This is a genomic window from Pseudomonas sp. B8(2017) (assembly GCF_002113575.1).
Taxonomy (GTDB): Bacteria; Pseudomonadota; Gammaproteobacteria; order Pseudomonadales; family Pseudomonadaceae; genus Aquipseudomonas; species Aquipseudomonas putida_Z.
Window position 1 is genome coordinate 1 of sequence record NZ_NEIO01000020.1, and the last position, 20,728, is coordinate 20,728.

Here is a 20,728-nt window from a genome sequence, read left to right on the forward strand (position 1 = left end):
GCCCGAGATGGCATCGCGGAACTCACCGTCGATGAACGCCTGGGTACGCAGTTGCAGTTCGGCGGCGAGGGCCGCGTATTGTTGCTTGCTCAGCAAATCGGCCATTTTCAGGCACCTCCGGTGATCTGTGCGATGTTGCGCTTGAGTTCGGTGACCACGCGCTGCAGTTCCTGCTTCTCGGCGGCATCCAGGTCATACAGCGGCTTGCGTACGCCACCGGTGCTCAGGCCGTTGAGGGCGCAGCCGTACTTGATCGACTGGACGAACTTGCCGCCTTCGAGGAAGTCCATCAGCGGCATCATGGCGCCCATGATCTTGCGGCCTTTGTCGAAGTCCTTCTCGATTACACAGGCCTCGTACAGGGCCACGTGCTCGCGCGGGATGAAGTTGGAGCCGGCGCAGACCCAGCTCTTGGCACCCCAGGCAAAGAACTCCAGGGCCTGGTCGTCCCAGCCGCACGACAGCTGGATGTTCGGGCGCTGGATGGCCAGGCGGTGCAGCTGGCCCATGTCACCGGAGCTTTCCTTGATGGCGACGATGTTCTTCACGTCGGCCACGGCGTCGAAGAACTCTTCACCCATGCTCACGCTCATGCGGCCCGGGTAGTTGTAGAGCATGATCGGCAGGCCGGCGGCGGCGTCGACGGCTTTGACGTGCAGGGCGATTTCCTGCTGGGTCGGCAGTGCGTACGGCGGGGTGCCCACCAGCAGTGCGTCGGCCTTGATTTCCTTGGCGTGCTGGGCGAAAGCCACGGCGTCTTCGGTGCGGATGCCACCGGTGCCGACGATCAGTGGCAGGCGGCCGGCCAGCACGTCCTTGGCCTGGGCGGCCAGGTCGATGCGCTCCTGAGTGGTGTGGGCGTAGTACTCGCCGGTGGAGCCACCAATGATGACGCCGTGGATTTTCGACTCGACCAGGTATTCGAGGACCTCGGCGAACGCCGCCTTGTCGATCGAGCCGTCCGCAGCCAGCGGAGTGATTGCCGGGGTGTAGATGCCTTCGAATTTCACGGTAGGTTCTCCAGTGCGTTGCTCAGTGTTGTAAAGGCCGCAGCGGATCGACGCTGCGGCGGGTCGTCATGAATTCAGCTCAGCGAAGCCGCTTGTTGCAGGTTGAGCGAGCGGGTTTCCGGGGCCAGGGCAACGGAGAAGGCCAGGCCGACGAAGGTCACCGCGGCGGCGGCATACATGGTGGCGCCGATGCCATAGCTATCGAGGCCGATGGGCACCAGCCAGGTGCCGACCGCGGCACCGACCCGCGACATTGAGGTGCCCACGCCAACGGCACCGGCACGGATTTCGGTAGGGAACAGTTCGTTGGGGTACACCAGCTGCAACACCTGGGCGCCACCGATGAACAAGGCGTAGGCGCCGAACAGGGCGAGGATCAGCATCTCGTTGCCGTTGCTGAAAGCGCCCAGGCCCAGTAACGCCAGCCCCGACCAGAAGAAGCTGTGCAGCAGCGTGGTGCGGCGGCCGATGGTGTTCAGCAGGCGGGTGCCGATGATGCAACCGACCACGAACAGGCAGGTGATGGCGACCGAGCCGATGGCGGCCCAGTCCCCTTTCAGGTTCAGTGCACCCAACACTTTCGGAGCGAAGGCGTAGACGGCGAACACCGGGATCACCGAGCAGGTCCAGAACATGGTGACGAACAGCATGCGCTTGCCGTAGCCGGAGTGCAGCAGGCTGAGGAACGACAGCTTGCGGGTCTTGGGCTCTTCCGGCAGGTTCTTCAGCGAGAAATCTCTGCCGTAGACGCGCTTGATCACCTGCTCGGCTTCGGCCGAACGGCCTTTGCTGATCAGCCAGCGCGGCGATTCGGGGGTGCCTATACGGATAGCGAACAACAGCGCGCCGATCACCGAGGCACTGGCCAGCACCAGGCGCCAGGCATCATCGCCACCGTGGCGCAGGATCGCTTCACCGACCATGTAGGCACAGGCGGCACCGGCGAACCAGAGCACGGTCAGGGTGGCCAGGCGTGGGCCACGGTTCTTCTTGGGCAGGAACTCCACCAGCAGCGAGGTGGCCACCGGGTATTCGATGCCCACCGCGATGCCGATGGCGAAGCGCAGCAGGAACAGGACCATCGCCGATTCCACCCAGAACTGCGCGATCGAGGCCAGGATGAACAGGGTCGGGCCGACGAAGAACACGCGCTTGCGGCCGAAGCGGTCGGTCAACCAGCCGCCGAAGAAGCCACCGAAGAAAATGCCGATCAGCGCCGAAGCGGCGATCATGCCCTGCCAGAAACTGGTCAGGTTGAGGCCTGCCGACATCTGCACCATGGCAACGCCGATGATGCTCAATACATAGCCATCGACGAACGAGCCGCCACCGGAACGCAGGGTCAGCAACTGGTGAAAGTTGTTGATCGGTACATCTTCAATCGAAACATTTGGACTTGTCATTGTTGTTCCTGCCACTTCTGTTACATGCACATATTCAAGACGAGCGTGCCCGCGAAACTGAAAACAGCGTTCAGCCCCGGGTGACCGGCCTGTTGGCCGATCATCAATTTCGGGCAAAGGGTGCCCGTGCCGGCGAAATCGCCACCGGCATCAAGTGTTCAAAGTTGCAACGCCGTCAGCGGTCAGCTTTCTTTGCCAGCGCGGAACTGCCCCCACATCAGGTTGGCGTTCAAGCCCAGGGAAACCAGGGGCTGCGGCGGGTTTGCACAAGGCCCGGGAGCATTGAGCAAGAACTCGATCAGTTCGTTCTTGTCGCCGGCCAGCCAGTCGGCCAGCAACTTGCCGGTGACAGTGCCACGGGTAACACCCAGGCCGTTGCAGCACAGTGCGCCGACAACATTGGGCGCCAACTTGCCAAAGAACCCCATGTGGTTGCGCGACAGTGCCAGTGCACCGCCCCAGGTGTATTCGAAGTTCACCCCGGGCAACATCGGGAAACGTCGGGCGAACGATTCGCGGTGGCGCTGGACGAAGCGGTCCAGGTATTTGCGGTTGCTGCGCCCGTCGGGGTTGTAGCTGAAGCTGTTGCGGATCAGCAGGCGGTTGTCGACGGTGCGGCGCATGGTGGTGCCAAACGGGTCGGCCGGGATCACGCCCCAGTACGGTTTGCCGCCCAGCCGCGCCTGCTCTTCCTCGGTCAGCGGGCGGGTGATGCTGCCGTAGGTGAACACCGGCAGCATGCGGCCCTTGAGGAAGCCGAAGCTCATGCCGAAGGCGTTGGTGGTGAGCACCAGCTTGTCGGCGGTGATCGAACCGTTGGCATGACGCAGCACTACCTTGTCGCCGTAGTCGACCTCGGTGATGGGCGTGCGTTCATACAGCGAAACGTTGGACGGCAGGCTGTCGGCCAGGCCTTTGACCAGCGCCGACGGCTGCAGCAAGGCGGTGCCGGGGGTGAACAGGCCCTTGCGGTAGAAATGCGTGCCGATGTGCTCGGGCAGGTCGCGGCCTTCGATCACTTCATAGGGCTGGCCGAGCTTGTCCAGGCCGCGGCGGTAGGCATCCAGCACGGCGATGCCGCGGTCTTCGACGGCCGCCTGGTATTTGCCGCAGTGGCGGAACTGGCACTCGATGTCGTAGCGCTCGATCAGCTCCTTGAGGTAGGACTGGCCACCCAGGTTGAGCTTGAGGATGGTCTTGGCGATGTCGATGTCGCCGATGTAGTCCTCGGCGCCGATGTCGTGCGGCAGGTCGATGGCAAAGCCAGCGTTGCGCCCGGAGGTGCCAAAGCCGACCTCCTGGGCCTCGATCAGCACGATCTCGTCGTCCGGGAAGTTCGTTGCCAGCTGCCGTGCCGCAGCCAGGCCGGTGAAACCGGCGCCGACCACCACCCAGCGCGCCTGGCTGTGGCCACTGTGGGCCGGCCTTGGCGTGCGGGGCTTGCTCAGGTGATACCAGCCACAGGTGGCATCATCGGCAGGTAACGAACTAATTCTTGTCATGTCACTAACCTGGTTCTTGTTGTCGACGGGTGGTCAGCGCCTGCGGCCTGACCTTGGTAACTCATATCTGAATCGGTACATCCAGCCCTTGCGGCGCGGCGTACTCGGCCATGCGCCGGCGCGACAGCTCGAAGTGCTCGCGCACCAGCTGGCCGGCAGCTTGCGGGTCGCGGCGCTCGATGGCCTGGATCATCTGCTCGTGCTGCTCGCAGGCGATCTCGAGGTCGTGCTGCATGTCATCGGTGGTCGGGTGGCGGTAGAAAATCTTGCCCAGCCGGGTGTGGTCGATCAGCAGGCGACGCAGGCTTGGCAGCAGGTAGTCGTTGTGCGCCATCTTGCCGATTTCCAGGTGGAAGGCGTCGTTGTAGAGCACACGGTTTTCCACGTCGCGCTCTTCGATGGCCTGGCGGAACATGGCCTGGATACCTTTGAGCACTTCGATCTCGGCGGCGCTGGCATAGGTGGCGGCCAGCTGGGTGGTGGCGACGTAGATCAGCGGGGCGGCGACGAAGAAGCTGTGCAGCGACTCGTGGTTCATGGCAGCGACACGTGGCGCGCGGTTGGCTTCCAGTTCGATGTAGCCTTCGGCGGCGATCTGGCGCAGCAGCTCACGCACTGGCGGGCGCGACAGGCCGAACTCGTCGCACAGGGCCAGTTCATCCACCACCGCGCCCGGGGCCAGTTCCATGCTGAGGATCCGGCGGCGCAGCGCTTCGGCAAGGACGGCCTTGCGGTCCTGCGGCACTTCTGCACTGAGTGGTTGGACGGTGGCTTTCATGGCGGCCTTCTTTGTTGTCATAGAGCTGTGTCTACTATTTGTATAACGACTATAGGGCACTGTTAGACAATATGTCTACAGCATTTTCGATGAACGGTGAAATCTGTCTGGGCCTTTGTTTTCAGGGGGTCCAGCGGGTTCAGGGGTGAGATTAAACACCCCTTGGGGCTGCATTGCCAAACCGGGCAGGAAATTATCCAGATCAGACAAATGGGCAAAATTTGCCGGCCCTTTCGCGGGCTCGCCCGCTCCCACAGGTAGGGCACAGCCTTCAAGACCTGCGCTGTACCTGTGGGAGCGGGCGAGCCCGCGAAAGGGCCGGCACAAACAAAAAAGCCACCTGCAGGCAGGTGGCTCTCTTCCATTCACACAAATCCCTTCACGCGGTTGCCAAGGCCTCCCGCCGCGCATGCCGCTTGCTGGTAATCACCCCCAGCACCAGGATCACCAGGGCCAGCGCCAGGGTCAGCGATACCTCCATGCGGTGCTTGGGCATGACGAACATGGTGCCGAGGGCAAAGATGATGAAACCGATCACTGCATAGGTCAGCCATGGGTACAGCCACATGCGGAAGGCAATCTCGACATTCTGCCGCTGCAGGATGGCGCGCATGCGCAGTTGCGAGAAGGCAATCGCCAGGTACACCAGCAACGCGATCGACCCGGAACTGGCCAGCAGGAAGGCAAACACTTCGGCCGGGGCGAAGTAGTTGACGATGGTCGCCAGCATGCCGATCAGCGTGCTGCCAATCACCGCCGCACGTGGTACGCCCACCTTCGAGGTGCGCTGGATGAAGCCTGGCGCATCACCACGCTTGCTCAGCGAGTAGAGCATCCGCGACGAAATGTAGATCGACGAGTTCAGGCAACTGGCCACCGCCACCAGTACCACGATGTCCACCAGCTGCTTGGCGTAAGGAATGTTCATGATTTCCAGCGCTCGCTGGTACGAACCTTGTACCGGCAGCAGCGGGTCGTTCCACGCCACCACAGAGATGATCACGAAGATCGACAGCAGGTAGAACACGCTGATGCGCCAGATCACCGAACGGGTGGCCTTGGCGATGTTGCGCGCCGGGTCTTTCGATTCGGAGGCGGCGATGGTGACCGCTTCGGTGCCCAGGTAGCTGAACATGGTGGTCAGCAAGGCGCCGATGATTGCGGTCCAGCCATTGGGCATGAAGCCGCCCTGCTGCTCCAGCAGAAGTGGCAGGCCACTGACTTCACGCCCCGGCAATACGCCGGCCAGGGCTGCGGCGCCGAGGGCGATGAAGGCGACGATGGCGATGACCTTGAGCATGGCGAACCAGAACTCGAACTCGCCGTACTTGGCCACGCTGAACAGGTTGGTGGCGGTCAGCAGCACGGTCATGCTCAGGGCGAAGAACCAGGCATCGATGTGCGGGAACCAGTTGTTGAGCACCACGCCGGCGGCAATGGCTTCGATGGGAATCACCAGCACCCAGAACCACCAGTACAGCCAGCCGATGGTAAAGCCGGCCCAGCGGCCGATCGCGCGGTCTGCGTAGGTGGAGAACGAGCCGGTATCGGGGCTGGCGACGGCCATTTCCCCGAGCATGCGCATCACCAGCACCACCAGCGCGCCGGCCAGTGCATAGGCGACGATGGCTGAAGGGCCGGCCGCCGCAATGGCGTGCCCGGAGCCGATGAACAACCCGGCACCGATCACCCCGGCGATGGAGAGCATGGTCACATGGCGTTGCTTGAAGCCTTGCGCCAGCTGATTGCTGGCGCCACTCGCGCTTGTCATTGTCATCCTGATCCCTGCTTTTGTTTTCTTTGTGGGGGGACGTGAAGCTCCTGGATCGAAACCCAGCGTGGATGAGCTTCGCGCCCGGTCACGGTACGCCAGCGAGGGGGCGGTCAAGTTGCCTGGATCCGCCACGGACTTGACCATAAGTGACATCGGCTGCTTTGAAAGGTGCATGGCAGAGCCTTCTATGCGACAGGGGATGTCGTTCGGCATACCGAGTGAACGATGACGGCGGCCAGCGGGTCAGCTGCTTACACTTCACGAGGAGGCCTTGCCATGCTCGATATCCATTCCGCGACGGCATCGTCGCAGCACAATGTTCATGGGCTGGAACGGGTCAGCTCGCTGGCCGGGGGGGCGCTGATGTTCAGCAAGGGGATGCGCCATGGCGGCCTGGTCGGCTTGCTGCAGATGGTGGTGGGAGGTTTGGCGGTGGCCCGCGGGGTCAGCGGGCATTGTTCGACCAAGGCCTGGTGGCAGCGGCATCGCCAGGAATACCAGCGGTTGCGTGCGGACATCGAGCGCAGTGCGGCGGAGTTGGAGGCGTTGCGGGCCAGTGCCGATGCGGCGACGCAGGGGGTGACGGTGACCGGGAAGGATCCGTTGGCTGGCAGTTGAGTTTTGCACTGCCTGTGCCGGCCTCTTCGCGGGTGAACCCGCTCCCACAGGGACGGCGCCGTCTTGAGGGCAGTACATTACCTGTAGGAGCAGCCTTGTGCTGCGAAAGGGCCAGTATGATCAAAGAGGGTCTGTGGCTGTAATTGCCTCTTCGCAGCACAAGGCTGCTCCTACAGGGCAACGAGAAACCTGTGGGAGCGGGTTCACCCGCGAAGAGGCCGGTACGGGCGAAAGAGGTGCTCAGCGCAACGCCTTGCTCTGCAACACCTCGGAGCGCCGCCCCAGCACGTTCTCGCTGATCTGTATGAAGTCTTCGGTGCTGACGCTGGGCAGGCGCATCAGCCCGCGTGCCACATCGTCCAGCGAGCGTTTGGCCTGGGTGTGGATGCGGATTTCCTTGTCCAGTGCCTGCAGCAACATCACCCCCCGCGCAACTTGCGCCGGGGTGGCATGCTCGCTCTTGAGCCGGGTGACCTTGGCACCCTGCTTGCTCAGGCGCGCCTGCCAAGCCTGGTAACGGTCGTCACTCACCCCGCCCGAGCGGCGCAGCAACTCGCTGGCGTAGTAGTCGGTCAGGCTTTCCACCAGCCAGTCACTGCCGTCACGCCCATGGATCTGCGCAAACAGTTGCACCACTTCGCGCAGCAACGGGCTGCTGCCGTTCTCGCTGACCATAGGCCGGGCACTGTGCAGGTACAACGAGCCCTGCGCGGCCATCGCCCCGCGCCACATGCCGTCGCGGGCACCGACCAACAGCAGCTTCGGCGGGTTGCGCGGGAACACCGCCTGCAATTGCGGCCAGACAAAGGTCAGCAAGGTCAGGTTGTCCATGCGCCGCATACCCTGCCCCACCGGTGCGGCCACGGTGACCTCGGTTTCGCCCAGGCGGGCGCGGCGGCTACCCAAGTCGCCGGCGAGCATCCAGCCGGTGGGGCGGTCGAACAGGCGCGAAACGTTGTCGATGCGGAACTTGTCCTTGCCGATGCGCGGCCAGGAAGTCTCGATGCTCTTCCAGCCTTCGGGCAGGTCGAACGCCAGCCGCGCCACCAGCTCGGTGCCATCCTGCTGGTCGAGGCGCGCAGGCGGTACCAGCTGGTCGCCGAGGAACAGCGCCCAATGCGGGGTGATGCGCGACGAATAGGCGCCGCTGCCGCGTTTCTGGTCCAGCTGCACGCGGTAGCTGAGGCTGGTCTTGCCGGCCGCCGGTTGCCACACGCCGCGCTGGCCCTGCAGTTGCCATTGGCCATCAGCCTGGAAGCCGCTGTAGGCCCCGGCCTTGCCCAGGTCGAAGTCCAGGCTGCGCACGACACTGCCTTCGGCCAAGGTGAGGCGGACCTCCGCCTGGCCACTGGCCGGCAACAGGCGCACCTGGTAGTCGAGGTCGACCTTTTTCGCCCAGGCCGGCGAACTGGCCATCAGGCCAAACAGCAACAACAGCTGGCAACGCATACAGAAACTCCTTGTTTCCCCGTGGCAGCGGGCCGCGCCGGTCAGCTGGCGCGGAAGATCAGGTGGTCTTCCCAGTCGTCTTCGTGCACATCGTGTTCACTGAGCATGCGCCCCGACTGGGAAATGCGCTGTTCATGGACCTGCTGGCGATCGCCGCAGACCAGGTGGTGCCAGGCCGGCAGGTCCTTGCCCTCACTGACCAGGCGGTAGCCGCAGGTGCTCGGCAGCCACTTGAACTGGTCGGCCTTGCCCGGGGTGAGCTGGATGCAGTCAGGTACCTGGGCGAAGCGGTTGGGGTAATCGCTGCACTGGCAGGTGTGCAGATCCAGCAGTTTGCAGGCGATGCGCGTGTAATAGACGCTGTTGTCGTCTTCGTCCTCGAGCTTTTGCAGGCAGCACAGGCCGCAGCCGTCGCACAGCGACTCCCACTCTTGCGGGCTGAGTTGTTCGAGGGTCTTGCGCCGCCAGAACGGCGCGTTTTCAGCGATCATCACACGGGTTTCCTGCATTCATCTTGGGGCCACGGCGCGCGGCGGCGCCAGTCTAGAGCCTGGCCTTCGGCAAAGCCAGACCGCTTGTCAGTCGCGACGCGACGCAGTAGCGTGCGCGTTTCCCGTCCTTTTGCAGGAGCCGCCATGAGCGCCCCCCCCCGCATTGCCGATTACGCCATCAACGAGCAATTCATCAACCGCTGGTCGCCACGTGCCTTCACCGCCGAGCCGATCAGCGAAGAAACCCTGCTGAGCTTCCTCGAAGCTGCACGCTGGGCGCCGTCAGCGAACAACTCGCAACCTTGGCGCTTCCTCTATGCCCGCCGTGACACGCCGAACTGGGAGCGTTACCTGAACCTGCTGGTGCCGGCCAACCGCAGCTGGGCGCAACAGGCTTCGGCGCTGGTGCTGGTGATTTCCAAGACCACCTACGCCGCCCCGGGCGCCACGGAAGAAAGACCGGCGCTGTGGCACACCTTCGACACCGGCTCCGCCTGGGGGCACCTGGCCCTGCAAGCCAGCATCAGCGGCTGGCATACCCATGGCATGGCCGGTTTCGACCAGGAACTGGCGCGTCAGGAGTTGAAGGTTCCTGAAGGCTACGTGCTGCATGCCATGGTGGCGATCGGCAAGCTGGGCGACAAGGCCAGCCTGAACGAAGCGCTGCAGGCGCGTGAAGTACCGAGCCCGCGCAAGCCACTGAGCGAGCTGGCTGCCGAGGGTGATTTCAGCCTGTAAGCCTTGCATTGGCTGTACCGGCCTCTTCGCGGGCTCGCCCGCTCCCACAGGTACAACACACCCTTCGAGGGCGGCGCAATACCTGTGGGAACGGGCAAGCCCGCGAAAAGGCCAGCACAGGCACCATAAAATCAATAGCCCCGGGCGAAGTCCACTTCACCTCGCAACCCCTGCCCCGCCACATACGCCCGCACATTCTCGACAAACAACCGCACCATCGCCGCCGGCGAGGTGGGCGCCGAACTGTGCCCGGTCAGCAGCAAGCCCCACGCCGTCCAGAACGGGTGTTGCCTGGGCAACGGCTCCTGCCGGCAGACATCGATCACCGCCCCCGCCAGGTGCCCTTCCTTCAGCGCCTCGACCAGGTCAGCGTCGACCACCGCCGCCCCACGCCCGGCATTGATGAACAGCGCCGTGGGCTGGAAGCACTTGAACAGTGCCGCGTCATACAGGTCGTGGGTGGCCGGGGTATCCGGCAGCAGGTTGAGCACGTAGTCGACCTGGCCAACCATGCGCGGCAGGTCGGCCAACGCCGCTACCTCGACGAACGGCGCCTGCTCGCGGGCGCTGCTGGCAACGCCATACAGCACCACGCCAAACGCCTGCAGGAACTCGGCCACCCGCTGGCCAATGTCGCCAGTGCCGACGATCAGCACCTTGCGCCCTTCCAGGGTACGCCCCGGGCGGTCGTCCCAACGCCGCTCGACCTGGCTGACCAGGCGCAACAGCACCTCGCGCTCATGGCCGAGCATGTAGGTAAGCATGTACTCGGCCATCACCTGGCCAAAGATGCCCACGGCGCGGGTCAGGCGATAGTCGCGCGGCAGGCCCTCGGCCAGCAGCGGGGTGATACCGGCCCAGGTGGACTGCATCCAGGCCGGCTTGTGGCCCTGGCGCAGCAGGCTTGCCAGCAGGTCCGGCTGGCCCAGCCACACCGGGCACTGTGGCGCCTGGCCGGCCAGTTCGGCGGAGTCGCCGCTGGTCAGGATCTCCAGCTCTGGCGCGGCTGCACGCAAAATCTCGGCGTATCGAGCATGATCATGCTCAGCAATCAGTACTCGCATGATCAGGCAGGGTCGTTACGGCGCAGCAACTCTTCGGGCAGATGCTCGATGTAGTCGTCTTCCGGCGGCGGCATCTGCAGGTGGTAACCCTGGTTGTCGAGGTTTTCCAGCACCTTGGCGATGTCCTCGCGGGCCAGCTTGCGCTCGGGGGTAAGCACCAGGTCAAAGGCGTGCACGGGGGTGCCGAAGAACGGCAGCAGGCCTTCGGGCACGCGCTCCAGGCCGTCGGCCTTGAGCACGTACAGGTACATTTCGTTCTTGCGGGGGCTCTTGTAGATAGAGCAAATGCGTTTCATCGGGTCTCTCCGGCGCCTGCCAGGCTGTCCAGCAGGGCCTGGCCCATGCGCTCACGGCGCCAGCCGCGCAGCGAATCGGGCAATTGATAGGGGCCATTGGGATAGCCGCTCTTGAGCAGCGCTTCCAGGGCTTTTTTGCGCAGCATCAGCTCGGGGGCAATGCCCAGGCGCTCACCTTCGGCCTGGCCGATGGCACGCAGCTGCTTGAGGATGCCGCTGGCCTCGATCGGCAAAGGCTCGGGCAAGGCCTGTGGCCATTGTTCGGCTGGCAGGCTGGCGGCACGCTTGATCAGCTGGATGAGGAACTCACCGTCCTGACGAATGGTGCGTGGATGCATCTCGTCGATCTTGGCCAGCGCCGACAGGTTGTTCGGCTGGCTCTTGGCCATGGGCCACAGCGAGTGCTCCTTGAGAATGCGGTTGCGCGGCACGTCGCGGTTGCGCGCTTCACGCTCGCGCCAGGCGCACAGCTCACGCAGCACTGCCAGTTGCTGGGGGGCCAGCTTCCAGGCCAGCTTGACGTCGCGGTACAGGCTTTCGGGCTCGACTTCGCGGCGCAATGCGGCCACCAGCTCGGCGCCGTCCTCCAGCACCCAGGCGTACTTGTCGTCACTCAGGCGCGGGCGCAACACGGTGAACAGCTCGGCCAGGTGCACGGCATCCTCGGCGGCATAGCTGACCTGGGTTTCCGAGAGCGGGCGCTGCAGCCAGTCGGAGCGGGTTTCGCCCTTGGGCAGGTCGATCCCCAGCACTTCCTGCACCAGGCGCGAATAGCCCATGGAGAAGCCCAGGTTCAGGTAGCCGGCGGCCAGTTGGGTGTCGAACAGCGGCTGTGGCAGCTTGCCGGTCAGGCGCAGCAGCACTTCGAGGTCTTCGCTGCAGGCGTGCAGCACCTTGACCACGCCGCTGTCATCCAGCAGTTCGGCCAGCGGTTGCCAGTTACCGATCAGCAACGGGTCGATCAGGAAGGCACGCTGGCCATCGCCGATCTGGATCAGCCCGGCTTTCGGGTAGAAGGTGTCGACCCGCATGAATTCGGTGTCGACGGCGACAAAGGGCAGCTGATGCCAGTCGCGGCAGTGTTCGGCCAGGCTCTGGTCGTCACGGATCCAGTGTATTTCGATGGCCACGAGGCTCTCCCACTAACATTGGCGCGCAGTATATACGGCGCGGGCACTGCTGGTGAAACCCGGGCCATCCTTGATATCGATCAGTGGTGCTGTTGTGCGTGTTCAGGCAGCAGCAACTCTCGTGCGCAAAATCCGCAAGCTTCGCGATCCCTGTGGGAGCGGGCATGCCCGCGAACACGGGCGAAGCCCGTGCCATCCACCGCGTCGCCTGCTTCGCGGGCATGCCCGCTCCCACAAAGACCGCGCAAGCTAGCGGTTTTTGAATGCGCTTCGCCTTAGCGCTTGGCCGCCAGCCATGGCCGGCAGCTGGCGAACATGTCCAGCGACTGCTGGTAGACCTCGGTGTGCACCTGCAACAGGCCGAGCATCGAGTGGAACAGGTTGTCCTGCGACAGCGGTGCATCGCTGAGCTTGGCCAGGCAGTCGGTGTCGACGCCAAAGTCCTCCTTGTAGCTGTCGGAGAACCAGGTCAGCAGCGGCACGTGCTTCTGCTGCTCGGGGGCGATGGCGTAAGGCGTGCCGTGCAGGAACAGGTTGTATTCACCCAGCGACTCGCCATGGTCGGACAGGTAGATCATCGCCGTGTCGACCTTGTCCTGCTTGCTGCGCAGGGTGTCGATCAGCGAGGCCAGCACCTTGTCGGTATAGGCCAGGGTGTTGTCGTAGCCGTTGACGATTTCCTGCTCGCTGCACTGGTCCAGCGCGTTGCTCTGGCACACCGGGGCAAAGCGCTGGTCGGCGCCGGGGTAGCGCTTGAAGTATTCAGGCCCGTGGCTGCCCATCTGATGCAGCACCAGCACGGTGTCCTTGTCGAGGTTGTCGATCAGCTCACCCAGGCCCTGCAGCAGGATCTGGTCATGGCATTCACCATCAGCGCACAACTGCGGGTCCTTGAGTTTGCTGACATCGATGAACTGCACGCGGTCGCAGGTGCCCTTGCAGCCCGACTGGTTGTCACGCCACTGCACCGCCAGGCCGGTACGCTGGAGGATGTCCAGCAACCCTTCGCGGTTCTTCGCCACGCGGGCATCGTAGTCCTTGCGCTTCATGCCAGAGAACATGCACGGCACCGAAACGGCGGTTTCCGTGCCGCAGGAGTGCACATCGGAGAACGCCAGCAGGCCCTGTTCCCTGGCAAGGTTCGGTGTGGTATCGCGGTTGTAGCCAAGCACGCCGAAGTGGTCTGCCCGCGCACTTTCGCCCACCACCAGCACGGTCAGCGACTTGCGTTCGTGCTTTTGCCAGGCGGCATCACGCTTGGCATCTTCGCCATAATGCTGGAAGGGCCGTGATGCGGTACCGACGCGCTCGCTGACATAACCGATGGAGGCACCCACGATATTGCTGGGGGTGAGCATCAGGCGCAGTTCGTGGTGGTTGCGAAACAGCGACGACAGGCCCTGGTAGTTGACCAGTGCCACCGAGCCCAGGGCCACCACGCAGGCACCGCCAACCACCAGCTTGCCGAGCAGTTCACGGTGCCAGGCGCGATAGGCGATCGGCGCCTTCCACAACAGCACCGAAGGCACTACACCGAGGCCCAGGATATACAAGGCAAACTTCAACGAAAGCAGGTCACGCACTTCCGCCACGTTGGTTTCCGCGATATTGCGGAACATGCCCGCGTCAATAAGTACGCCGTACTGGTTCATGAAGTAAGCCACGCCCGCGCCACTCATGAACAACACGATAAGTATTGGCTTCAATACATAACGGAAGGCGAACAACGTGAGGATCAGGTTGAACGCGAACAGCATCAGCACGGCAAACGCCAGGCTCAGCCAAAGCCCCGGCAAACCGGGCGGTACGACCTGTTCAAGATGCTGCCAGAGGAAGACATTGAAGCCGATCAGCAGGTAAAGGCTGGCCAGCAGCGTGACCCATTCAGTCCGCAGGGATTTGAAGTTGAGCATCAGTGTTCGCAATCAAGAGTGATTATCAGCCCGAGGGCCTGCGCGGCACCGGGGAAACTTGGCTGAACTCTAGAAAGCGTGCCATCAATATTTTGTGAAAAAGACGCCAACAAATTCGTGAGCAGGCGCCTTTTCTACATTAAAAGAAGTTCATTCAGCGCTTGTTCAGCCTGGCAGGCGTTCCTTGGCATACGGCTCGCGGTCGATGTCCAGCACTTCCACGCACAGCTGGATGTCCAGCCCCGGTTGCTCGGGGATGGCCTCACGCAGCACATCCAGCAGGCTGGCGGACAATTGCGTCTTCACCTCGGGCGAGCGCCCGCTGAGGATGGCCAGGCGCACATGGGCAAAGGCACGCTCGCCGGGCGCGGTGCCCACGCGAAACTGGCCGAAGGCCTGGGCGCGGCTCTTGATGTCGGCCTCGTCGGCGAATTGGCCACTGCCGACCAAGGCATGGTTCAGGCGCAGCAGCAGGGTATCGACATTCAGCTCGCGCAGGTTGTCGCTGTATTCCAGGTTCAGGTGAGGCATGGCGCAGGTTCCGGGTCACGAGGAGATGCGACAGCCTACCCCAGTCCCCTACCTGCGCAAAGACGACTATCCTCAAAGGTCAGAACCATCCGCCAACCCCCGACAGAGGTGAAGAAATGCCAGTTCCGCATGATCTGCTCGCTGACCTGCACGTTACCGCTGATGCATTCCAGGCGCTCATGGACAAGGACCAGACGCTGCACTCACTGCACAAGGAATACAACGCCAAAGACAAAGAGGTGGTCGCCGCCGAAGGCAACGGCACCAACGACGAGGCCGTCAACCGCCTGCGCAAGGAGCGGTTGCTGATCAAGGACAAGATCGAACGGATCATTCATCCGCCCAAACCCTGACAGGAATTCATTGAATCCACCGGCCTCTTCGCGGGTGAACCCGCTCCCACAGGTACAGCGCCAGACCTGAAGGCAGCGGAGCCCCTGTGGGAGCGGGTTTACCCGCGAAGAGGCCAACAGCCCTCACATACCAGCCGCAGCCTTCAACGCCCCATCCAGGTCGTCGACCAGGTCGCGGTAATCCTCGATCCCCACCGACAACCGCAGCAGGTTCTCGCTGATGCCCATCACGCCCTTCTGCTCCGGGCTCAGCGAGCAGTGCGACATGCTCCAGGAGTGGTTGATCATGCTTTCCACCCCGCCCAGCGAGTCGGCCAGCACGAAGATCTGCAGCGCCTCCACCAGGCGGTTGAGCGCGGCGCGGTCGCCCTTGACCTTCATCGCCACCACCGCCCCGCCACTGCGCATCTGCCGTTTGCACAGCTCATGCTGCGGGTGGCTCTCCAGCCCCGGGTAATACACCTGCTCGATCTGCGCGTGGCTTTCGAGGAAGCGCGCCACCTGCAGGGCATTGGCACACTGGCGCTCCATGCGCACATCCAGGGTCTTCAGACCGCGCAGGGCCAGGTAGCAGTCGAACGGCCCCTGCACCGCGCCAATCGCCATGCTGATGCGGCGCAGGCGCGCCAACAGCGCATCATTGGCAGCTACCACCACGCCACCGGTGAGGTCGGAGTGGCCGCCGATGTACTTGCTGGCAGAGTGCATCACCAAGTCCACGCCCAAGGTGATCGGGCGCTGGTTCCACGGCGAGCAGAAGGTGTTGTCGATGCAAGTGAGGATGCCCCGCGCCTTGGCCAGGTCGCACACCGCCTTGATGTCGACCAGGTGCAGCAACGGGTTGGTCGGCGATTCGATCCAGATCAGCTGGGTTTCCGGCTTGATGGCGGCGGCCACCGCCTCGAGGTCGTTGAGGTCGACGTAGGTGGTGGTCAGGCCCGAGGTGCGGCTGCGGTAGTCTTCCATGATGCGGAAGGTGCCGCCGTACACGCCGTTCATCACCACCACGTGGGCATCCTTGGGCAGCAACTCCAGCACGGTGGCGGTGGCGTTCACACCCGAGGCGCAGGCGACCGCGCCAACGCCCTCTTCCAGGGCGGCGACACAGGTTTCATAGGCATGCCGGGTGGGGTTGCCGACGCGGCTGTAGGAGTATTCCGGCTTGTCGTCCAGGCTGCGCTTGGTGAACGAGCTGGCGGTGACGATCGCCGGGAAAATAGCGTTATCGGCGACGCTGAACTGCTCACCGGCGTGAATGGTACGGGTGGCGAAATTGCGCGGCTTGTCGGACATGGTCAGGCCCATTGGCAGAGTGAAAGCTGCAACTATCGCACAACCCAAATCTTCTAGCCTTGGGGTAATCTGTGAAATATTTTTCTCCACGGCCCACGCGCGATATGGACAGCTTCGACCAGCACATTCTCACCCTGCTTCAGCGCGACGCCTCGATCTCGCTCAAGGACCTGGCCGAGGCCGTAAACCTGTCTACCACGCCGTGCTGGAAGCGGGTCAAGCGCCTGGAGGAAGACGGCTACATTGTCGGCCGTGTCGCCCTGCTCGACCCGGAACGGCTGGGGTTGGGGCTGACGGTGTTCGTCCAGCTCAAGACCCAGCGCCACGACAGCGCCTGGCTGGAGCAGTTTGCCGCGACCGTGACCGGGTTCGAGGAAGTGATGGAGTTCTACCGCATGTCGGGGGACTGGGATTACATGCTGCGGGTGGTGGTGGGGGATATTGCGGCGTATGACCGGTTTTACAAAAAGCTGATCACCAGTACTGACGGGCTGTCGAACATCACTTCCAGTTTTGCCATGGAGCAGATGAAGTACACCACGGCTTACCCGGTGAACCGTTCCTGATTCCTGTATGGCAGTACCGGCCCTATCGCCGGCAAGCCAGCTCCCACAGGTACGTCACAGGTTCTGAAATCTGTGCGGTCCCTGTGGGAGCTGGCTTGCCGGCGATAGGGCCCTTGCAGGCTACCTGTCAATCCGCGGCCAGCACCGCCGCAATCCGGTTCCCGGCCTTGGCTTTCTCGACCTTGATCGCCACGAACTTCGAGGTCGGGGTATAGGTCCCCTCGCCATAGCTTTCCAGCGGCACCAGCGGGTTGGTCTCCGGGTAATAGGCCGCCGCCTGCCCCTCGGGTACGTCATACGCCACCAGGCGGAAGCCTGACACGCGCCGCTCCACGCCATCCTCCCACAGCGACACCAGGTCCACATGCTCGCCCGGCTCGAAGCCCATCCGGCGGATGTCCACCTCGTTGACGAACACCACTTCACGCAGGCCGAAAACCCCGCGATAACGGTCGTCCAGGCCATACAGGGTGGTGTTGTACTGGTCGTGCGAGCGCAGGGTCTGCAGGATCAGGTCCGGCTTGTCACCGCGCGCCAGCACCTTGGCATTCACCAGTTGCTCCGGCAGCTGGTGCGGGCTGAAGCGCGCCTTGCCTGTGGCCGTGCGCCAGGTACGGTCGGCGGCGTTGTTGCCCAGGTGGAAGCCGCCCGGGTGCTGCAGGCGCTCGTTGAAATCGGTAAAGCCGGGGATCACATCGGCAATCATGCTGCGGATACGGCCATAGTCGGCAACTGCGTACTCCCAGTCGATCGGCTGCTTGCCCAGGGTCGCCTGGGCCATGCCGGCGATGATCCACGGCTCCGAGCGCAGGTGCGGCGAGCGCGGGCGCAGCTGGCCGTGGGAGATGTGCACCATGCTGAAGGTGTCCTCCACGGTCACGCCTTGCGGCCCGCTGGCCTGCATGTCGATTTCGGTACGGCCCAGGCACGGCAGGATCAACGCATCGCGGCCGGTGACCAGGTGCGAGCGGTTGAGCTTGGTGGAAATCTGCACGGTCAGCGCGCAATTGCGCATGGCCGCATGAGTGCGCGGCGTATCCGGCGTGGCCTGGGCAAAGTTGCCACCCAGGCCGATGAACACCTTGGCCCGCTCCTCTTCCATGGCTTTGATCGCCAGCACGGCGTTGTGCCCGTGGGCACGCGGCACGCGGAACTGGAAGCGTTTTTCAATGGCATCGAGCAGCGCCGCCCCGGGCTTCTCGTCGATGCCCATGGTGCGGTCGCCCTGCACGTTGCTGTGGCCACGCACCGGTGACAGGCCGGCACCGGGCTTGCCGACGTTACCGCGCAGCAGCTGCAGGTTGACGATTTCCTGAACGGTCGGCACCGAGTGGCGGTGCTGGGTGACGCCCATGGCCCAGCACATGATTACCCGTTCGGCCTTGCGGTACATGCGCGCGGCCAATTCGATCTCGGCCTGGGTCAGGCCCGATTGCTCGACGATGTGCCCCCAGGGCGTGGCATCCACGGTTTCCAGGTATGCGTCGATGCCACTGGTGTGCTCGGCGATGAAGGCATGGTCGAACACCGCCGGTTCGCCATTGGTCTGGGCTTCGCGTTCCCACTGCAGCAGGTACTTGGCAATGCCGCGCATCACTGCCATGTCACCGCCCAGGGCCGGGCGGAAGTAGGCCGTGTTGGTTGGTTCGGAGCCATTGCTGAGCATCTCGAACGGGTGCTGCGGGTGCTGGAAGCGCTCCAGGCCGCGCTCCTTGAGCGGGTTGAAACAGACCACCTGGGCACCACGCTTCACCGCTTCACGCAGCGGTTCGAGCATGCGCGGGTGGTTGGTGCCGGGGTTCTGGCCGATGACGAAGATGGCGTCGGCCAGCTCCAGGTCGTGGAACACCACGGTGCCCTTGCCCACGCCGAGGGTTTCCGACATGCCCACGCCGCTGGCTTCATGGCACATGTTCGAGCAGTCGGGGAAGTTATTGGTGCCGTAGGCGCGGACGAACAGCTGGTAGAGGAACGCCGCCTCGTTGCTGGCCCGGCCCGAGGTGTAGAACTCGGCCTGGTCGGGCGATTCGAGTGCGCGCAAGTGTTGGGCAACCAGCGCAAAGGCTTCTTCCCAGCTGGTTTCCACATAGTGGTCGGTGGCCGCGTCGTAGCGCATCGGGTGGGTCAGGCGGCCCTGGTACTCCAGCCAGTAGTCGGTCTGCTCGGCCAGCGCACTGACGCTGTACCTGGCGAAGAATGCCGGGTCCACCGAGCGGCCGGTAGCTTCCCAGTTGACTGCCTTGGCGCCGTTCTCGCAGAACTTGACCATGTCGTTTTCCGGCGACTCGCCCCAGGCGCAACCGGGGCAGTCGAAGCCGCCGTTCTGGTTGGTCTTGAGCATGGCCCGCAGGTTCTTGAAGGCATTGTCGCTGCCCAGCCAGCTCTTGGTCACGCTCTTGAGCGCCCCCCAGCCGGCGGCGGCGCCCTTGTAGTCCCTGATGTGTTGGTCCTGGCTCATGCGATGAATCCTCACGCTTCGATGCTTTTTTTCAGCCTATGGAGCGTGGGGTAGAGCCGTCCAATCGAAAGATCTTACGGGGTGATAGGTGGTTTCGATCATGGGCTGGAACCGCGTCGCGGCCTTCGCGGGTGAACCCGCTCCCACAGGGCCACCACAGGTTTCGAGCCCTGCGCTTTACCTGTGGGAGCGGGTTTACCCGCGAATTGGGCGACGCGGTCAACACTTTGAAATACGTGGCCTACAGCCATGATAGAGGCCATCGATCAATCGGTCGGACAAAGCAATTTGACGGCCCTGCGCCCAAGTTATAGCTTGAATCGAGTCCCTACCCATTCGAGCGCGAACGTGGAACAGAACAGCCGGGCCCTGATCGACGGCTTCAACCGGAAAATCGACTACCTGCGGATGTCGGTCACCGACCGCTGCGACTTCCGTTGCGTGTACTGCATGGCCGAAGACATGCAGTTCCTGCCGCGCCAGCAAATCCTCAGCCTCGAGGAACTGTTCCAGGTGGCCGAGCGTTTCGTCGCCCTCGGCACCCGCAAGATCCGCCTGACCGGCGGCGAGCCGCTGGTGCGCCAGGGCATCGTCGACCTGTGCGGGCGCATCGCCGCCCTGCCCGGCCTGCGTGAATTGTGCCTGACCAGCAACGGCTCGCAACTCGGGCGCCTGGCCCAGCCGCTGTTCGACGCAGGTGTCACGCGCCTGAACATCAGCCTCGACAGCCTGGACGCCGAGCGCTTCAAGCAACTGACCCGCACCGGCGACCTGCACCAGGTCATCGCCGGCATCGACGCCGCCCGCCAGGCCGGCTTCAAGCGCACCAAGCTCAACTGCGTGGTCCTCAAGGGCCGCAACGATCATGAACTGGTCGACCTGGTGCGCTTTGCCATCGACCGCGAACTGGACATCACCTTCATCGAAGAAATGCCCTTGGGCGTGATCAGCGAACATGAACGCGGCGAGTCGTTCTGCTCCAGCGATGAAGTACGTGCGCTGCTGGCCGAGCAGTTCACCCTGGTCGAATCGACCGAGTCGTCCCAGGGCCCGGCCCGCTACTGGCGCCTGGCCGAAGCCGCCAACACTCGGGTCGGCTTCATTTCGCCACACAGCCACAACTTCTGCGCCACCTGCAACCGCGTACGCCTCACCGTCGAAGGCCGCCTGCTGCTGTGCCTGGGCAATGAACACTCGGTGGACCTGAAGCAGGTGCTGCGCGCCCACCCCGGCAACCCTGAACGCCTGGAAAAGGCCATTCGTGACTCGCTGCACCTCAAGCCCTACCGCCATCATTTCGAAGTCGGTGGCGACGTGCAGATCCTGCGCTTCATGAACATGACCGGCGGCTAGGCAGCCGT

20 protein-coding genes are annotated in these 20,728 nt (G+C 63.6%); 5 read left to right on the forward strand and 15 right to left on the reverse strand.

Translation table 11 applies throughout. The annotated features are described in order from the left end of the window. The 6 genes from CAG22_RS28800 to gabP all read right to left on the reverse strand — a co-directional run. On the reverse strand, nucleotides 1–105 hold a 105-nt coding region (locus CAG22_RS28800), incomplete at its 3' end, for a hypothetical protein (RefSeq protein WP_256575267.1). A 2-nt stretch (nucleotides 106–107) separates the two neighbouring features. Continuing rightward, complete coding sequence (locus CAG22_RS22105; RefSeq protein WP_025340215.1) at nucleotides 108–1,010, reverse strand: dihydrodipicolinate synthase family protein; 903 nt, start codon at nucleotides 1,008–1,010, stop codon at nucleotides 108–110. A gap of 74 nt (nucleotides 1,011–1,084) precedes the next feature. Further along, complete coding sequence (locus CAG22_RS22110) at nucleotides 1,085–2,413, reverse strand: MFS transporter (protein WP_085590589.1); 1,329 nt, start codon at nucleotides 2,411–2,413, stop codon at nucleotides 1,085–1,087. Between the two features lie 182 nt (nucleotides 2,414–2,595). Continuing rightward, entirely contained in the window at nucleotides 2,596–3,915 is a 1,320-nt protein-coding gene (locus tag CAG22_RS22115) for an FAD-binding oxidoreductase (RefSeq protein WP_025340217.1), read from the reverse strand. Between the two features lie 61 nt (nucleotides 3,916–3,976). After that, the gene (locus CAG22_RS22120) at nucleotides 3,977–4,693 is read right to left on the reverse strand and encodes a GntR family transcriptional regulator (RefSeq protein ID WP_085706196.1); all 717 of its coding nucleotides are present in this window, start codon (nucleotides 4,691–4,693) and stop codon (nucleotides 3,977–3,979) included. Between the two features lie 379 nt (nucleotides 4,694–5,072). Further along, nucleotides 5,073–6,470: a GABA permease gene (gene gabP, locus CAG22_RS22130; protein WP_025340219.1), complete on the reverse strand. Its 1,398-nt coding sequence runs from the start codon at nucleotides 6,468–6,470 to the stop codon at nucleotides 5,073–5,075. A gap of 273 nt (nucleotides 6,471–6,743) precedes the next feature. On the opposite strand from gabP, the gene CAG22_RS22135 reads away from it, so the two are divergent. Next, nucleotides 6,744–7,085 (forward strand): DUF2892 domain-containing protein, encoded by a 342-nt coding sequence (locus tag CAG22_RS22135; protein WP_075046031.1) that lies wholly within the window; start codon nucleotides 6,744–6,746, stop codon nucleotides 7,083–7,085. 240 nt (nucleotides 7,086–7,325) lie between these two features. Here the strand turns inward: CAG22_RS22135 and CAG22_RS22140 are convergent, their stop codons facing one another. Next, on the reverse strand, nucleotides 7,326–8,534 hold the full coding sequence (locus CAG22_RS22140; RefSeq protein ID WP_085706197.1) for a hypothetical protein: 1,209 nt from the start codon (nucleotides 8,532–8,534) through the stop codon (nucleotides 7,326–7,328). Between the two features lie 41 nt (nucleotides 8,535–8,575). Next, nucleotides 8,576–9,025 (reverse strand): YcgN family cysteine cluster protein, encoded by a 450-nt coding sequence (locus tag CAG22_RS22145; protein WP_025340222.1) that lies wholly within the window; start codon nucleotides 9,023–9,025, stop codon nucleotides 8,576–8,578. 144 nt (nucleotides 9,026–9,169) lie between these two features. On the opposite strand from CAG22_RS22145, the gene CAG22_RS22150 reads away from it, so the two are divergent. Further along, nucleotides 9,170–9,763, forward strand: coding sequence for a nitroreductase family protein (locus CAG22_RS22150; protein ID WP_085706198.1), 594 nt, complete (start codon nucleotides 9,170–9,172; stop codon nucleotides 9,761–9,763). A gap of 131 nt (nucleotides 9,764–9,894) precedes the next feature. Here the strand turns inward: CAG22_RS22150 and CAG22_RS22155 are convergent, their stop codons facing one another. The 5 genes from CAG22_RS22155 to CAG22_RS22175 form a co-directional block, all read right to left on the reverse strand. After that, entirely contained in the window at nucleotides 9,895–10,827 is a 933-nt protein-coding gene (locus CAG22_RS22155) for a D-2-hydroxyacid dehydrogenase (protein ID WP_085706199.1), read from the reverse strand. A 2-nt stretch (nucleotides 10,828–10,829) separates the two neighbouring features. After that, nucleotides 10,830–11,123, reverse strand: coding sequence for a YcgL domain-containing protein (locus CAG22_RS22160; RefSeq protein ID WP_015271354.1), 294 nt, complete (start codon nucleotides 11,121–11,123; stop codon nucleotides 10,830–10,832). Beyond that, entirely contained in the window at nucleotides 11,120–12,253 is a 1,134-nt protein-coding gene (rnd, locus tag CAG22_RS22165) for a ribonuclease D (RefSeq protein ID WP_075046034.1), read from the reverse strand. The genes CAG22_RS22160 and rnd overlap by 4 nt, the downstream gene beginning before the upstream one ends. Nucleotides 12,254–12,528: 275 nt before the next feature. Continuing rightward, nucleotides 12,529–14,166 carry a phosphoethanolamine transferase gene (locus CAG22_RS22170; RefSeq protein WP_085706200.1) on the reverse strand — a complete coding sequence of 546 codons (1,638 nt, stop codon included), beginning with the start codon at nucleotides 14,164–14,166 and terminating at the stop codon, nucleotides 12,529–12,531. A 165-nt stretch (nucleotides 14,167–14,331) separates the two neighbouring features. Continuing rightward, nucleotides 14,332–14,697, reverse strand: a complete 366-nt coding sequence (locus tag CAG22_RS22175) for a 5-carboxymethyl-2-hydroxymuconate Delta-isomerase (protein ID WP_085706201.1) — start codon at nucleotides 14,695–14,697, stop codon at nucleotides 14,332–14,334. Between the two features lie 116 nt (nucleotides 14,698–14,813). On the opposite strand from CAG22_RS22175, the gene CAG22_RS22180 reads away from it, so the two are divergent. Continuing rightward, complete coding sequence (locus tag CAG22_RS22180; RefSeq protein ID WP_085706202.1) at nucleotides 14,814–15,050, forward strand: YdcH family protein; 237 nt, start codon at nucleotides 14,814–14,816, stop codon at nucleotides 15,048–15,050. A 123-nt stretch (nucleotides 15,051–15,173) separates the two neighbouring features. Here the strand turns inward: CAG22_RS22180 and CAG22_RS22185 are convergent, their stop codons facing one another. Continuing rightward, complete coding sequence (locus CAG22_RS22185; RefSeq protein WP_085706203.1) at nucleotides 15,174–16,355, reverse strand: PLP-dependent aspartate aminotransferase family protein; 1,182 nt, start codon at nucleotides 16,353–16,355, stop codon at nucleotides 15,174–15,176. Between the two features lie 92 nt (nucleotides 16,356–16,447). On the opposite strand from CAG22_RS22185, the gene CAG22_RS22190 reads away from it, so the two are divergent. After that, complete coding sequence (locus CAG22_RS22190; RefSeq protein ID WP_015271359.1) at nucleotides 16,448–16,909, forward strand: Lrp/AsnC family transcriptional regulator; 462 nt, start codon at nucleotides 16,448–16,450, stop codon at nucleotides 16,907–16,909. Between the two features lie 127 nt (nucleotides 16,910–17,036). Here CAG22_RS22190 and CAG22_RS22195 read toward each other — a convergent pair whose 3' ends face one another. Next, nucleotides 17,037–19,367: an FdhF/YdeP family oxidoreductase gene (locus tag CAG22_RS22195; protein ID WP_085590605.1), complete on the reverse strand. Its 2,331-nt coding sequence runs from the start codon at nucleotides 19,365–19,367 to the stop codon at nucleotides 17,037–17,039. Nucleotides 19,368–19,715: 348 nt separating this feature from the next. On the opposite strand from CAG22_RS22195, the gene moaA reads away from it, so the two are divergent. Then, nucleotides 19,716–20,720: a GTP 3',8-cyclase MoaA gene (gene moaA, locus CAG22_RS22200; RefSeq protein ID WP_075046042.1), complete on the forward strand. Its 1,005-nt coding sequence runs from the start codon at nucleotides 19,716–19,718 to the stop codon at nucleotides 20,718–20,720. Nucleotides 20,721–20,728: the final 8 nt, after the last annotated feature.

Bases quoted from the DNA above. Each gene is read 5' to 3' on its own strand.
- CAG22_RS22115 (WP_025340217.1), bottom strand. From the start codon at position 3,915: ATGACAAGAATTAGTTCGTTACCTGCCGATGATGCCACCTGTGGCTGG.
- CAG22_RS22110 (WP_085590589.1), bottom strand. From the start codon at position 2,413: ATGACAAGTCCAAATGTTTCGATTGAAGATGTACCGATCAACAACTTT.
- CAG22_RS22120 (WP_085706196.1), bottom strand. From the start codon at position 4,693: ATGAAAGCCACCGTCCAACCACTCAGTGCAGAAGTGCCGCAGGACCGC.
- CAG22_RS22175 (WP_085706201.1), bottom strand. From the start codon at position 14,697: ATGCCTCACCTGAACCTGGAATACAGCGACAACCTGCGCGAGCTGAAT.
- CAG22_RS22160 (WP_015271354.1), bottom strand. From the start codon at position 11,123: ATGAAACGCATTTGCTCTATCTACAAGAGCCCCCGCAAGAACGAAATG.
- CAG22_RS22170 (WP_085706200.1), bottom strand. From the start codon at position 14,166: ATGCTCAACTTCAAATCCCTGCGGACTGAATGGGTCACGCTGCTGGCC.
- CAG22_RS22135 (WP_075046031.1), top strand. From the start codon at position 6,744: ATGCTCGATATCCATTCCGCGACGGCATCGTCGCAGCACAATGTTCAT.
- CAG22_RS22150 (WP_085706198.1), top strand. From the start codon at position 9,170: ATGAGCGCCCCCCCCCGCATTGCCGATTACGCCATCAACGAGCAATTC.
- CAG22_RS22185 (WP_085706203.1), bottom strand. From the start codon at position 16,355: ATGGGCCTGACCATGTCCGACAAGCCGCGCAATTTCGCCACCCGTACC.
- CAG22_RS22145 (WP_025340222.1), bottom strand. From the start codon at position 9,025: ATGATCGCTGAAAACGCGCCGTTCTGGCGGCGCAAGACCCTCGAACAA.
- CAG22_RS22195 (WP_085590605.1), bottom strand. From the start codon at position 19,367: ATGAGCCAGGACCAACACATCAGGGACTACAAGGGCGCCGCCGCCGGC.
- CAG22_RS22190 (WP_015271359.1), top strand. From the start codon at position 16,448: ATGGACAGCTTCGACCAGCACATTCTCACCCTGCTTCAGCGCGACGCC.
- CAG22_RS22180 (WP_085706202.1), top strand. From the start codon at position 14,814: ATGCCAGTTCCGCATGATCTGCTCGCTGACCTGCACGTTACCGCTGAT.
- gabP (WP_025340219.1), bottom strand. From the start codon at position 6,470: ATGACAATGACAAGCGCGAGTGGCGCCAGCAATCAGCTGGCGCAAGGC.
- CAG22_RS22155 (WP_085706199.1), bottom strand. From the start codon at position 10,827: ATGCGAGTACTGATTGCTGAGCATGATCATGCTCGATACGCCGAGATT.
- CAG22_RS22140 (WP_085706197.1), bottom strand. From the start codon at position 8,534: ATGCGTTGCCAGCTGTTGTTGCTGTTTGGCCTGATGGCCAGTTCGCCG.